The following is a 12,873-nucleotide window of genomic DNA, read 5'->3' on the forward strand; positions in this document are numbered from 1 at the left end:
TACCATGTTGAATGATAAATTTGAAAAAATTAGCTACTTCAAAGATTTTTCTGCGTTTGTCCAGGAAGCTGAGACAGATATTCGTCAGAGACTCATTACAGCGCTTCAGCAGGAGAATTTGCTTTGTGATGAGACCGTTCTAGGAGACTTGAATACACAGCCTCCTCAGATCGATTCCCCTGCTCACATGCTGCGTTACCTGGCTGAATCAGGTGCTCTCGCCGTAGAAGCAACCAACATTGATCGGGCATGTGAAGAAATTGAAGACGGAGTAACGGGGCTTGCGCGGGCTAGAGCTGGGATTTCTTCTCGCTGGATGGAAAAACGCGAAGAACTTTCTTCAGAAGAATCCAGCCGCCTGGAGCAAGCTCCCTTTTCTGCACTTGTTGCGGCGATGCTACAACGGTGTCAGGTGACTGATTCATCTGCGTTATTGGCCAGGTGCGAACAAGTAGTGTGTGATGGACACCCAGCTCACCCTGCGGCAAAGACATCCTTAGGTGTGGGAGAGGCCTGGCAGGAAGTCCTTCCTGAGCAAATCGAGTCGTATGAATTACGGTTTATAGCTGTTCCTCGGGAGTTTGTCGTAGCCACAGGGGCAAGCATGCGCAAGGAGCTGGCTACGCTACTCCCACAGCTCTCTCGCATGCTAGAAGCCGAGCTACTAGAAGAAGGGAGAGCAGATCAAGAAGTTATTCCTGTTCATCCATTTCAGTGGCATTCGGTGATAAGGAAAGAGTTTTCTCAAGAAATTTCAGATGGTGTAGTGCAGCTACTCCATACAACTATTTCAGCTGAACCTCTTATGTCTGTTCGGACTGTGCGCGTAAGCGACGGCGTGGGATCGGCTCACATTAAACTTGCATTGGAAGTGCAGCTTACAGGTGCTGTCCGAGGTATTTCTGAAGGCGCGGTAAAAGCACCGCTGATTTCTTCTGTGATTGATTCAATTATGGCTCTGGATTCAGGCTTTGTTCCTCGCACTCCAGACGATGAACCCGGATTTAACCTTGTGCGAGATAAAGCTGCGATCCGATGGGATGAAAGTACCGGAATTCGGTCACATTGTTTGGGAGCGATACTCCGAGAAGATCCCGCGCGGAATGTGCGCTCTGGTGATGTGGCTTTGCCCGTCGCAACGCTGATAGCGCGAAACCCATTGACCGGCAATTGTGTGTTCAAAGATTTAGCGGAAGAACTATCCCGTCGCTCTTGCGTAGAAACGGAAGATTTTATCGAGGAATGGTTTAGTGCACTAGGCCGATTGCTGTTTGTTCCGGCGTCGGCTTTGCTAGGACGTTGGGGAATCGCGCTTGAGCCACACCCACAAAATGTTGTTGTGGTATTGCGCGATGGCATGCCGCACAAGGTATTTGTGCGAGATTTGGGAGGCTGCCGACTGTGGTCTCAGGGGCCGTTAGCAGAGCACAGTGTGGGACGCGGCATCATTGATGAGGTTGCCGGTACTGCGCTGAGCGAAAAGGATGCGCTGCGGCTTGTTGATAAAGTGTTCTACCCGCTGGTCGCTAATCTATACCGAAACCTCTTGGACTCTCTTTCTTTGGAAAAACCGCAGATAGAGAGCATCTCTACTAAGATTTCGTACTTGCTTGCGCGTGAATACTGGCGCAGCCGTGCGGCTAAATTTGGTGCAGAATCACCGATGGAAACCCCCATGGATCAGCATCTGGCACTTGTTTATGGTCGCTTTTTAGGCAGCGAATTACCGGTTAAGCGAGTACTCGGCATGCGTCTTTCCGGTGCTGTGACAGAGCAGGAATATGTGTTTGCTCACAATCCCTTGGAACATGAAGACTTTTTGAAGCAACAACATGTACGCAGAAAAATCGAGAGGAACAGACCATGGGCTGAATCGTGTGTGTACAACCGCGTGAACGCTGCTGCTAAAGACGAAGGCCTTTCTGCCGATGACCTCACAGTGCTATCAGAAGATATAAGGAACGCGACAGAGAATCTTTCGCTCGTCCGGACTCACGTAGAGCAACATATAGGGAAGCGCCATCGGAGTCTATGGACTATGCTCCAGGAACTGTCCTCACACGAGGCAATGGTTACTGCCGATTCGCTAGGAATTAGCGGACACAATGTGCATCCGTTGGCAAAACTTCGGCGGGGATTCTCCATGGAAGAGTCCGTAGCTTATGGCCCCGAGTCCTATTCCACAGTAGATTTACGGCTATTAGCGGTACACCGCGATCTGCTGGAGACCTCTTCAACAGAGGGGTTTCATGCTTTTTTCACCCGTCATTTTGCCAACCACGTTGATGCCGCAGCTCAAGAACTGGGTCGGATAGGTCTTCAACGACAAGAGTTTGAGATCATTCCTGTTCATCCCTGGCAATGGGAACACGTGATTTCAAGGGCATATGCTCAGGACATCAGTAGTGAGAACGTGGTGATTATTCCCCACGTGACACTGGCTGTGCGTCCAACTATTTCTTTACGCACGGCTATCCCACATGCGCCTTCGGTGCTAGGACAACGTCCTTTTATCAAGTGTGCGGTCGATGTTGTGCTGACGTCAACGCGACGTTCTATTTCGCAAAATAGCGCGCTAGGAACACCACGAGTTGCCGAACTTGTAAAAAATGCGGTTGCCTATGTGCAGGAAAACATGGGAGCTTCTCGAAGCGTCAAGGTTATCCCTGAACTAGCGGGCGTTACCTTGGCTAGGAGTATTGGAAGTACGGATGAAGCCGCCAAGCGTGGTTTATCTGTTTTGCTTCGCGACGACGCTACCAACTACCTAGAAGACGGAGAAATTGCGATAAGCGCATGTGTCTTACGCGGGCACGAGGGAATACTAGCCAGCCCTCTGCAAGAACTCGGCCTGGATTTTCTGCGCAAATACACCTTTGACCTCATGAGTACAGTATTGGCTCTTATGAGCTTCCGGGGGATTGCCCTAGAACAGCATTTGCAAAACACGATGGTTCGTATCGCTTTTGTGGACGGGGCTCCTGTTTATCGAGGTCTCCTGTTAAGAGATTTTTCTGGATTGCGCGCGTACCTACCAAGGCTTAATCAATGGTGCGAACAAAACCCATTTGAACCCAATGCAATAACCCTGACAGATGATTATGAAGAATTCATCAACAAGGGGTTCTATGCCTCTGTTTTTGGGAACCTAGATGGCTTTGTCACTGAGATTGCGCACCTACACGAGGTTGATAGTGATGACGTATGGGAAATAGTGCGTGCGGAAATCGACCGTTTTATCGATGCCTTACCATGCGTGCTTCCGGAGAACGATGCCCAATGGTTGCGTCGAGAAGCTATGAGGCGCAAAGGGTTTTTATCCATGGGGATGAATAGGACGGGAACGGATATATACATTGATGTGACAAATCCACTGCGTAGCGATGCATAAAATTTTGATGCGTGGAAAAGACAAACCGAATGATGTTCGGCTGCTCATAGGCCAGGCATTGCTTTCTCGAGTAGCAAGCTCCTCTGAGCTTGTAGCGCTCAATTGGTGGATTTTTCATGCCACAGGGTCATCTACGCTGGTCGGCCTTATCACTTTTGCCAGATTATTTCCGCTGCTTGTGGCTGCGCCTAAGTTAGGGGCTCTGTCTGACCGGAAAGATCCCACCCGGTTACTTGCGTTTGTGCTTTTTATCGGCAGCGCAGCCACGTTACTCATAGCTGGGTTAATTTTGGTAGCGGCGCGCACTTCGGTTTTAAGCACCTGGCACATAGTGTGGCTTGTGTGCGGTGTTGTGGCTATTCGCGCATTAATAACGTCTGCTGAGCCGGCTATTAGAAACGTGGTCTTAAGCAGGCTAAGCGAAGACACAATGTTTGTGTCGAATATGTCATCTCTGTCGCTGGTTTTAACTCTTTCACTTGCAATCGGACCAGCAGTCTCGGGTCTTTTGATGGCGCTTGGTGGAGCCGCGCTTGCCATTGCTCTAAGCGCTGCATTCTACGGCATCGCTGCTGTTATCGCCATGAGGATGTCTATTTGTGGGAAAAACCGGAAGCGCAGTCGCGACGCCTCTGCAAAAGAAATCGTTGCGGATGAAGAATCTGAAAAGCAGGTTTCTCAGCAGAAAAACACGAAGAGCCTAGCGATTATTCGGGCAGAAATCCGTAAACAGCCAGCTCTCGGCGCGCAACTCATCCTAGCCGCAGGTCCGATGCTTTTTGTGTTCCCGTATACCGCGATGCTTCCCGTTATAGCGCATTCAGCTTTCAAAGAGGACGCAGAACATGGCGTTGCACTTATGGCGGGGGCTGCTGGCATCGGAGCGGTCTTGGGAGCACTAGTTCTAAAGCGATGGGTGAAAAAACCTGCGGCGGTAGTAGCACTTTATAGTGCTGTTTTCCTAGCCGTACCACTTGCTGGGCTTGCGACGTCGCTTTCTACCAGGAATATCGCTTGGCTTAACCTTTTGCTTATCGGGAGTATCGGGCTTATCGGGCAGTTGTATCGCACCACTAACCGAGTTGCCGCGTTGCTCCTAGCACCAGATGCTCATAGGGGACTTTTTAGCGGAATTTCCCAAACAGATCGTGCGCTCATCCCATGCGGGGCATTTTTCTTGGGGGTTATCGCAGATCATGCAAGTGCAACTGTGATGATAAGTTGCATGGTTGCTGGCAATATCTTATTTATTCTGCCAGCCCTTGGATTAATGATGAGGAGTAGGAAGGTTGGTTAGAGACAAGGCGCGCTAGAACAGCGATGTATAGATGCGGAAGACTCTTTTCGCTCTATACTCTTTTATGTCCAAAACTGTACTGGCTAAGTGGCACAGCTAGGGAGGCTAGTAATGCTCTACCCATTATTCATCACGATCAGTTCAGCTGTTTTAACAATTACTGCTGCTGTATCGGCTACCAAAGCTAAACCTCAGCATCCGTTGGTGGGGGAAAAGTCCGCTAAAGCGTCTGCTTGGTTTGGCGGAGCCAGTGTGCTTTATCTAGGGGCAGTGATTTTAATCTTGTTGGAGATGAAGTGGTTGGCTGTAACGGCAGGGTTAATTGGTCTTATCGCAGCAGCAACCGGGTTTGCTCTCTCTAGCTTTAGAAAATAGCTATGTACGTCCCTTCTACCAGTACTGAGGCTGGGGGTAAAACTCGTGGCCCTTGTAGTACTTTTTTGTGCCACGAATGTGCCATTTTCTTTCCTTCTCGGTGCTTTAAAAGAAGGGCATAGACGTTACGGTAGTGGTCGCTTTGAGAGGTGGTTACTAGCCCGTCTTTTTAGCTGTTTGTCCCTGTGTTTTCGTGCAATAATCGTGCAATTCCTATGCCAATCTAGGCTAAAACCGCAGGTCGTCGACAACCGGGCTATGTTGTCGGATTACGGTTGTTCTGTATAGTTGTTTTTGCCCTAGGGAGGTGCATTTATACAGAAATACCCTGCTCTGAAAGTGTGAAAACACCTTCTGAACAGGGCTTTGGTCGGACTGACAGGATTTGAACCTGCGACCCCTTGACCCCCAGTCAAGTGCGCTACCAAGCTGCGCCACAGTCCGATGTTGTTCTGGCAACTGCTATAGGTTACATCATTGTGATTGTAGAATGCGAATTAGCAGGTAGTGGTAGGAAATTAGGTGACTATTCCATCAACATAGGTCCAGAGGCCGTCGACACGAGTGAAACGGGAGCGCTCGTGGTGCTTTCCTCGTGATCCTTCGAACTCGTAAAAGGCGGTAAATTCTACGATTCCTTCAGCGTCCAGTAAGCCGCCCTGTATGGAGTCGTGAATGATGAGCCGTGTCCATGTGATGTCGGGATCAAGCTCTAGATCATCAGGTCGAGTTGAGGGGTGCCACGTTGCGACGAGATACTGTGGATTCTCTAGCACAAAAGCGGTAAACCGTGACCTCATAAGGGCGGTCGCGGTGGGGGCGGCCTTGGAGAAGTTGAGGAAAGGCTGGCAGCATTCGTTCAAAGGCAACGATGTCATGCACGGACAGGCTGTGGTCTGGTGGGACATAGGGATTGCCTGCACTAGCGGATGAGATCGTCGATAGCGATATTTTCGCTGAGCAGTGCTTCAATCTCGTTATTTTTAACTGCGGCGAGCAGTATCTTCCGTTCTTCCTGTGATAGCTCTCCCACGAGCTCGATTTCCCGGCGAAGCTGGACGTTGCCATCAGTGGTAAGTGTTTTTTCCACTGTAACGTTGACGTTTTTCAAGGTGGAGATGCGCTTTTCTTTAGCTGCAACCCTTATTGCTTGCGATGACGCTGACGCTAGCGCAGAGACAATGAGAGCTGTTGGTGAGTAACCGAGATTCTTTCCGCCCTGTGCCTTTTCTCTGTCGGTGGTGAAGCTGTGCGTACCGGTTTGTACATGATCTGTGAATTTACCGGCAGGAATGGAACGGGCGATAGCTGTGGTCTCGGGGATTACGTCGGAATCTTCGACCTTATTTTCGATGACCAGGTGCTGTTGGGCCCATGTATGGATAATGTGTGCAGCGTGCTGTGCCGCCCCTTGTTTTGTGACCAAGTGATCCACTTTATGGAGTGCAACAAGGGACTTAGGGTAACGGGTCGTGCGGAAGATGAGCTGCGCGTTATCTACTCCGACTGTTGTGTCAGTGGGGGAGTGCAGGATCAGCAAAGGTTTGCGCAGTCGGGGGAGATAAGCCTCGGGATTGGTTTCTGCAAGGTCTTCGAGGAAGTCTCGTGAGATGGTGATGTCGCGTCCGCCGAGCAACAGTGTGACCGCCCCGGTTTCGTCGACTTCGCTAATCCTGTCGGCAAAGTGCAGAACTGCGTGGGCAGGATCAAAAGGTGCGCCGATGGTTGCAACCGCTTTGATGCTTGGCATATCGGTTGCTGCTTTTAGAGAGGCAGCTCCGCCGAGCGAGTGTCCTATGAGCAGTTGCGGGGCGGTGTAATTGTCCGCTAGCCACTGTGCCGCAGCGCGGATGTCTTCCACATTTTCACTGAAACAGGTGTCTGCAAAATTTCCTTCCGATTGACCAAGTCCGGGGAAATCAAAACGAAGGCAAGCGATACCAAGGTCCGCCAAAGTTTTAGATACTCGTGCGGCCGCTGGAGTAAAACGGGAACCAGTAAAGCAGTGTGCAAAAAGCGCGAAGGCTGTAGGTGGTGCGTCTGGGAAATCGATGGTCCCAGCCATCTGGTATCCCTTGCTGGAAGGTACCTTCACACTTACAGAATGCATTCCATACTCCTTGCCGGATATGACTTATATTGGCATCCCTTTGGAGCTTTCTGGCCTTGGCGGGGACATAAAGGCCACAATTTGATAAAGGCATGAGAAAGCATCCCCGAGGGCAAGGGATGATGTATATCAGCTTATCGGGAAACGTTCTGAAAGGTGGTGACGGTTTGTGTATCTGTCTCCTAATTCAAAATGGCATGCCTTGTGCTGTGTAGGTCACGTAGGGGGCACTTACTGGCCAATCGTCACCCCGTAGGAGGCGAGGGTACTTCGATGGCTTTAATTGCTATGAGTATATACTAAGTTTTATTAAATTTTCTATTGGTTTTGTTTTATTTGTATCTCCGCAAGTCATGGAATTGACAATCGGTGAGGGTATTTGACGGGCCTTTTATGCTCTGATCGCGCCGTGATGGGGTAGAACTAAACAAGGAAATACTGCTGTAAAGGCATTGCAAAAGCATTGTGTACGCAAGGAGAAGGGAACATCTACTGTGGCGGGCTTTGACTGGTTTTGGAAAGCAATGGGTGGAAAAGCTAGCCGAAGCCAAGCTAAGAGCCGGGGGGTCGTTGAACAGGCGCGCTCGGAGATCGTTACGCTTGAGTCTTTGGATGATGAACAGTTGCGAGAAATCGCCGTACGACTCGCCGACTCGGGGCAAATAAAGGACCAGGCTAAGTTCTTGGCGGTGCTGAGCTTGGCTTCTTCTCGTACGTTGAATCTAACTCCTTTCCCTGTTCAGCTGCAGGCTGTTCTCCGGCTATTGGATGGTGACGTGATCCAAATGGCGACCGGTGAAGGAAAAACGCTGGTTGGTGCCATGGCTGCTACCGGTTATGCGCTCATGGGCAAGTCAGTTCATGTGATCACTGTTAATGATTATCTCGCAGAGCGGGACGCCCAGTGGATGGCCCCGTTGGTCAGCTTTTTTGGCGTGACTGTGTCCTCGATTACGGAATCGAAGACTGTGGAGGAGCGTCGTCAAGCGTATGCCTGCGATATTGTTTATGGCCCTGTTAATGAGATCGGTTTTGATGTTCTGCGCGACCAGCTCATTACACATCGTAAAGATGCGGTTCAGCATGGAGCGGACGTGGCTATTGTTGATGAGGCCGATTCCGTTTTGGTCGACGAAGCCCTCGTTCCGCTCGTTTTGGCCGGGAATGAGCCCGGAGCTGCGCCTGGGGGGAGGGTAACCGAGATCGTACGCCGTCTTAAGGAAGGCGAGCACTACACGCTTGACGACGATCGTCGCAACGCTTTCCTTACCGAAGACGGCGCGGCTCTTGTCGAACAAGCACTGGGAATTAATAGCCTTTACGACGATCAACATGTGGGCACGACGCTGGTGCAAGTGAATCTTGCGCTTCACGCTAAGGCCCTGCTGATCAGAGATGTTCACTACATCGTCCGGGATGGAAAAGTTGCTTTGATCGACGCTTCCAAGGGACGCATAGCGGAATTGCAGCGTTGGCCAGACGGCGTTCAGGCGGCAGTAGAGGCAAAAGAAGGATTGGCGGTCACCGAAGGGGGGCGGATTCTTGACACAATGACTTTGCAGGCGCTTATGGGACGGTATCCGCTGGTGTGTGGCATGACAGGCACAGCGGTTGCCGCAACAGATCAGCTGCGGCAATTCTATGACCTAAGAGTGTCTGTGATAGAGCCGAATGTGCCGTCGCAGCGTTTTGACGAGGCCGATCGTGTGTACGCCACAATTGAAGAAAAATTTAATGCTCTTGTTCGAGAAATCTCTGAGATTCATGCGACAGGGCAACCAGTGCTGGTAGGAACTCAGGACGTCTCAGAATCCGAGAGACTGGCAAAGGCACTGCGAGACCTTGACATTGAGGTAAGCGTTCTTAACGCTAAAAACGATGCCGAAGAGGCCCGTATTATCGCAGAAGCTGGCGATTTTGGTCGAGTTACCGTCTCAACACAAATGGCTGGACGAGGCACCGACATCAAACTCGGCGGGGCGCAAGAGGCAGATCGTGCTGAAGTTGCCAATACGGGTGGTTTGGCTGTGATCGGAACCGGCCGTCACAGAACCTCGCGTCTTGATGACCAACTGCGGGGGCGTGCGGGCCGACAAGGCGATCCAGGACTTTCCTTATTTTTTGTCTCCCTGGAAGATGACGTGGTTGCAGTCGGAGGGGCCGGGGAAGAGGTGAAAGCTCGGCCTGAGCCGGATGGACGGATCGATTCCAAGCGCATCAATGATTTTATTGGGCACTGTCAGAGAGTGACGGAAGGGCAACTATTAGAGATTCACGCTCAGACATGGAAGTACAACAAGCTGCTTGCTGATCAACGTGTGATTATTGATGAGCGACGAAACGATCTGTTGGACACAGACAAAGCATGGGAGGAACTCGCCCAGGCAAATCCTGAGCGAGCTGAATCATTAGTGCAAGAAGAAATTAGTTCTGATGTATTACATCAAGCGGCCAGAGACATCATGCTGTATCACCTTGATCGATGCTGGAGCGATCATCTGGCAATAATGGATGATGTACGGGAATCAATTCACCTGAGGGCAATTGCGAGGGAAACTCCCATCGACGAGTATCACAGAATCGCTGTGCGGGAATTCAAGCAATTAGCTCAAAGGGCTGTTGATGAGGCTGTGAAAACATTTGCAAACGTGACTATTGATGCAGACGGTGCGCATTTGGAAGAACACGGTCTGGCGCGCCCCTCAGCTACGTGGACCTATATGGTCAGTGATAATCCCTTATCCGGTAATGGAAATTCTGTGCTGCGGGGAATCGGTAGTATTTTCCGGTAGATTGGTAGACTTTGGTGGAATTGCTCCACGGATTAAGAATCTCTAAGAGGCCACTGATGTTATCTCTTTGTTACCAGTAGTACTTCTTCATCAGTCGTTCTCTAGGGCTATGATGTAAACCATTGACTGAAAGTTCGAATTTCATTCGAAGCTCGTTTGACTCGGAGGTTGAATAATGAGTGACAACAGCGCTGCTCCTGACGTGCAAGTAGAGACCACGTCGGTTTTCCGTGCAGATCTGCTCAAGGAAATGGAGTCCGGTGCGAACGCGACGCCGGCCACTGGTAGCGATGTCACCCCGCCTTCCGGTTCGGGAATGCTTGTTGTTAAGCGCGGCCCTAATGCCGGCGCTCGCTTCCTCTTGGATCGCGAAACTATAACGGCAGGACGGCACCCGGAGAGTGACATCTTCCTTGATGATGTCACCGTGTCGCGTCGGCACGCGGAATTCCGCTTGCAGGATGGCTCCTTTGAAGTTGTTGACGTGGGAAGTCTCAACGGGACTTACGTCAACCGCGAGCCTAGAAATTCGGAGATTTTATCTTCTGGAGATGAAGTCCAGATTGGCAAGTTCCGACTCGTTTTCATCGAGGGCTCCAAGAGTTAAATACTCTGCAACTGTTCTTGCCCGATGCTTGTGAGCATTTATGCTCCTAAAGTAATCTGTTTAAAGATTATTGCTTTCCGTTAGTACACCCACCACACCGAGAAACGAAGCATAGATGAGTGCACTTCCTCAGAGCTCTGGTTCCCAACCTGTCGTTCCAGGGCAACAGCGCCCCCGAACTGGTAACAAGACCATGTCTATTGGAGTGGTCCTGGAGAAACTGACAGCAGAGTTTCCCGATGTGACCGTTTCTAAGATCCGTTTTTTGGAATCAGAAGGACTAATTGCACCAAAACGGACGGCTTCGGGATACCGACGCTTTACCCATGATGATGTAGAGCGCCTTCGGTATATCTTGGTTACCCAGCGTGATAACTATCTTCCCCTAAAAGTGATTCGCGAGCAGCTGGAAGCTATGGATTCCGGCGCCGTGACTCCGATAGGCCGTGGCGGAGACGCAAAGCCAATTATTAGCCCGGAGAATTTTCGGGCTCCGGTGGCAACTCGGCTAAGCGATAAAGATGTTGTTGACCGTAGTGGTGTGGAGCTATCTTTGTTGCAAGAATTGAGCTCGGCGGGGATTATTCGACCTGATAGCTCCGGGTTTTTTACCGCAGATGATGTGCAAGTAGTGGCTATAGCTTCTCAGCTCAAAGACTTTGGGTTTGATGTGAGGCACCTCAAGTCTTTGAAAAATACTGCAAGCCGTCAAGCGGACTTTATTACGCGTGCGGCTACTCCCACAGCTCGTTCTAAAAGCGATGGTGCGAAGCAGCGTGCAGAGGAGATGTCTCAGCAAATGAGTGCGCTTGTCGTGTCGCTCAATGCGACTCTCGTAAAGACAATGGTCCGCAACGAGCTTGGTCAGTAGCGACGGTTTTTAACACGATGTCTTTTTGCGAGATGGAGTATCACTCCGTTCATGTTTTATCGCCGGATAATGATCCGTGCATTATTTTGCGTTGGCCTGAGCGTAACCGAATCCTTCCTATATGGATTGAAGAAACTGAGGCCTTTGCCATTGCTGCGAGGGATGAAGATGAACAGTTTGGTTCTCGTCGTCCACTGACTCACGATCTGCTGATTCATGCACTATCTAGGATCGGCAGTCCAGTCGTAGAACTGCGGATTGTGAGTTACCACGAAGGTGTATTTCTTTGTTCCCTCGTATTATCTGATGGGGAAGAGATTGACTGCCGTCCTTCTGATGGAATCACCGTTGCCCGTATGCTAGGGATTCCCGTGATGGCAGAAGAATCTATGCTTAATCAGGTAAGCGTCTTTCTCAATGAAGCAGATCTGGAAGCATATCTAGGTATTACGGTGGAAAGTGATGAGGAAGATCCTTCTCTTTCTGCGTCAGGGAACCCAGAAGCAGACGCAGACTTTTTGCGGCTGATGGCGGATCTTGGGATGGCGGAGGACGAGCTTTTTAGTGAATCGCCACCCAATATCGTGGAAGGCTATACTGATGATTTCCCGGACAGCGATAAGGGGAAATAAGTCTCAACTTCAACTTGAGATTTAACTTTTGGGCGTGTCGCGAGTTTTCTTCTTGACGTTGTTCTACCCTTGGCTAAGAATAGAAAGCAAGGCTCAACGCGAAAGCCAGAAATCGCAGGGAGAATAATCGTGACTGAAGAGACCGCAAGGAATAGTACCCCGGTACAGGAAGCCCTTTTTGATATGGGGCCAGACGAGGAAGTCGGTTACCGGGTTCCTATCGCTTGCCAGGTTGCCGGTATCACATACCGCCAGCTCGATTATTGGGCACGCACCAAGCTCGTAGAGCCTACCATCCGTACAGCACGGGGCTCCGGCTCACAGCGTCTTTATTCGTTTAAAGATATTCTGGTTCTAAAAATTGTAAAGCGACTGCTAGATACTGGTATTTCCCTGCAGAATATTCGCCTTGCCGTAGATAAGCTCCGTAATCGTGGCGTTGATGACCTAGCGGAGATCACTTTGGTTTCAGATGGCACTACGGTGTACGAGTGTCGCTCCAACGAGGAAGTTATTGATCTTCTAGGAGGAGGACAGGGCGTCTTTGGTATTGCAGTTCCCGGTATCGTTCGCGAACTAACCGGAACGATTTCGGCTTTCCCGTCGGAAAAAATAAATAGCTTTATGGATGACAACGTAGTGGGTGTAGATGAGCTTGCTGCTCGTCGCAGGAGGAAGACTTCCTAAGCACAAGGATAATGAGTGATGCCTCCAACGGATCTGGCCCGTTGGAGGCATCACTTTATCTAGCATCTAGGAAGGGAATTCTGATAATCTGCCCCGGACTAAAATGCCCGG

The 12,873-nt window shown here is 50.3% G+C and carries 10 protein-coding genes and 1 tRNA gene; 8 read left to right on the forward strand and 3 right to left on the reverse strand.

The features are described 5' to 3' along the window. The first annotated feature begins 4 nt into the window (after positions 1-4). The 3 genes from CULFRC11_RS05285 to CULFRC11_RS05295 all read left to right on the forward strand — a co-directional run bounded on the left by CULFRC11_RS05285 (position 5) and on the right by CULFRC11_RS05295 (position 5,063). Complete coding sequence (locus CULFRC11_RS05285; RefSeq protein ID WP_023635648.1) at positions 5-3,391, forward strand: IucA/IucC family protein; 3,387 nt, start codon at positions 5-7, stop codon at positions 3,389-3,391. Continuing rightward, positions 3,384-4,688: an MFS transporter gene (locus tag CULFRC11_RS05290; RefSeq protein ID WP_038620536.1), complete on the forward strand. Its 1,305-nt coding sequence runs from the start codon at positions 3,384-3,386 to the stop codon at positions 4,686-4,688. Before CULFRC11_RS05285 ends, CULFRC11_RS05290 begins: the two co-directional genes overlap by 8 nt. Positions 4,689-4,799: 111 nt before the next feature. Beyond that, positions 4,800-5,063, forward strand: a complete 264-nt coding sequence (locus tag CULFRC11_RS05295; protein ID WP_023635650.1) for a hypothetical protein — start codon at positions 4,800-4,802, stop codon at positions 5,061-5,063. A 367-nt stretch (positions 5,064-5,430) separates the two neighbouring features. Here the strand turns inward: CULFRC11_RS05295 and CULFRC11_RS05300 are convergent. The 3 genes from CULFRC11_RS05300 to CULFRC11_RS05310 form a co-directional block, all read right to left on the reverse strand. After that, a tRNA-Pro gene (locus tag CULFRC11_RS05300) sits at positions 5,431-5,507 on the reverse strand. A 74-nt stretch (positions 5,508-5,581) separates the two neighbouring features. Beyond that, positions 5,582-5,971, reverse strand: a complete 390-nt coding sequence (locus CULFRC11_RS05305; protein WP_023635651.1) for a YchJ family protein — start codon at positions 5,969-5,971, stop codon at positions 5,582-5,584. Between the two features lie 14 nt (positions 5,972-5,985). Further along, positions 5,986-7,173 (reverse strand): bifunctional alpha/beta hydrolase/OsmC family protein, encoded by a 1,188-nt coding sequence (locus CULFRC11_RS05310; RefSeq protein WP_023635652.1) that lies wholly within the window; start codon positions 7,171-7,173, stop codon positions 5,986-5,988. A 494-nt stretch (positions 7,174-7,667) separates the two neighbouring features. Here CULFRC11_RS05310 and secA2 point away from each other — a divergent pair, with 494 nt between their 5' ends. The 5 genes from secA2 to CULFRC11_RS05335 all read left to right on the forward strand — a co-directional run bounded on the left by secA2 (position 7,668) and on the right by CULFRC11_RS05335 (position 12,762). After that, a complete protein-coding gene (secA2, locus tag CULFRC11_RS05315; RefSeq protein WP_023635653.1) occupies positions 7,668-9,965 on the forward strand; it encodes an accessory Sec system translocase SecA2 in 2,298 nt (765 codons plus the stop codon). A gap of 175 nt (positions 9,966-10,140) precedes the next feature. Continuing rightward, entirely contained in the window at positions 10,141-10,572 is a 432-nt protein-coding gene (gene odhI / locus CULFRC11_RS05320) for an oxoglutarate dehydrogenase inhibitor Odhl (RefSeq protein ID WP_023635654.1), read from the forward strand. Between the two features lie 115 nt (positions 10,573-10,687). After that, on the forward strand, positions 10,688-11,443 hold the full coding sequence (gene ftsR / locus CULFRC11_RS05325) for a transcriptional regulator FtsR (protein ID WP_023635655.1): 756 nt from the start codon (positions 10,688-10,690) through the stop codon (positions 11,441-11,443). Between the two features lie 17 nt (positions 11,444-11,460). Next, on the forward strand, positions 11,461-12,075 hold the full coding sequence (locus CULFRC11_RS05330; protein ID WP_023635656.1) for a bifunctional nuclease family protein: 615 nt from the start codon (positions 11,461-11,463) through the stop codon (positions 12,073-12,075). Between the two features lie 183 nt (positions 12,076-12,258). Then, entirely contained in the window at positions 12,259-12,762 is a 504-nt protein-coding gene (locus CULFRC11_RS05335; RefSeq protein WP_051373198.1) for a MerR family transcriptional regulator, read from the forward strand. The last annotated feature ends 111 nt before the right edge of the window (positions 12,763-12,873 follow it).

The sequence above is a fragment of the Corynebacterium ulcerans genome (assembly GCF_000767685.1).
GTDB lineage: Bacteria > Actinomycetota > Actinomycetes > Mycobacteriales > Mycobacteriaceae > Corynebacterium > Corynebacterium ulcerans.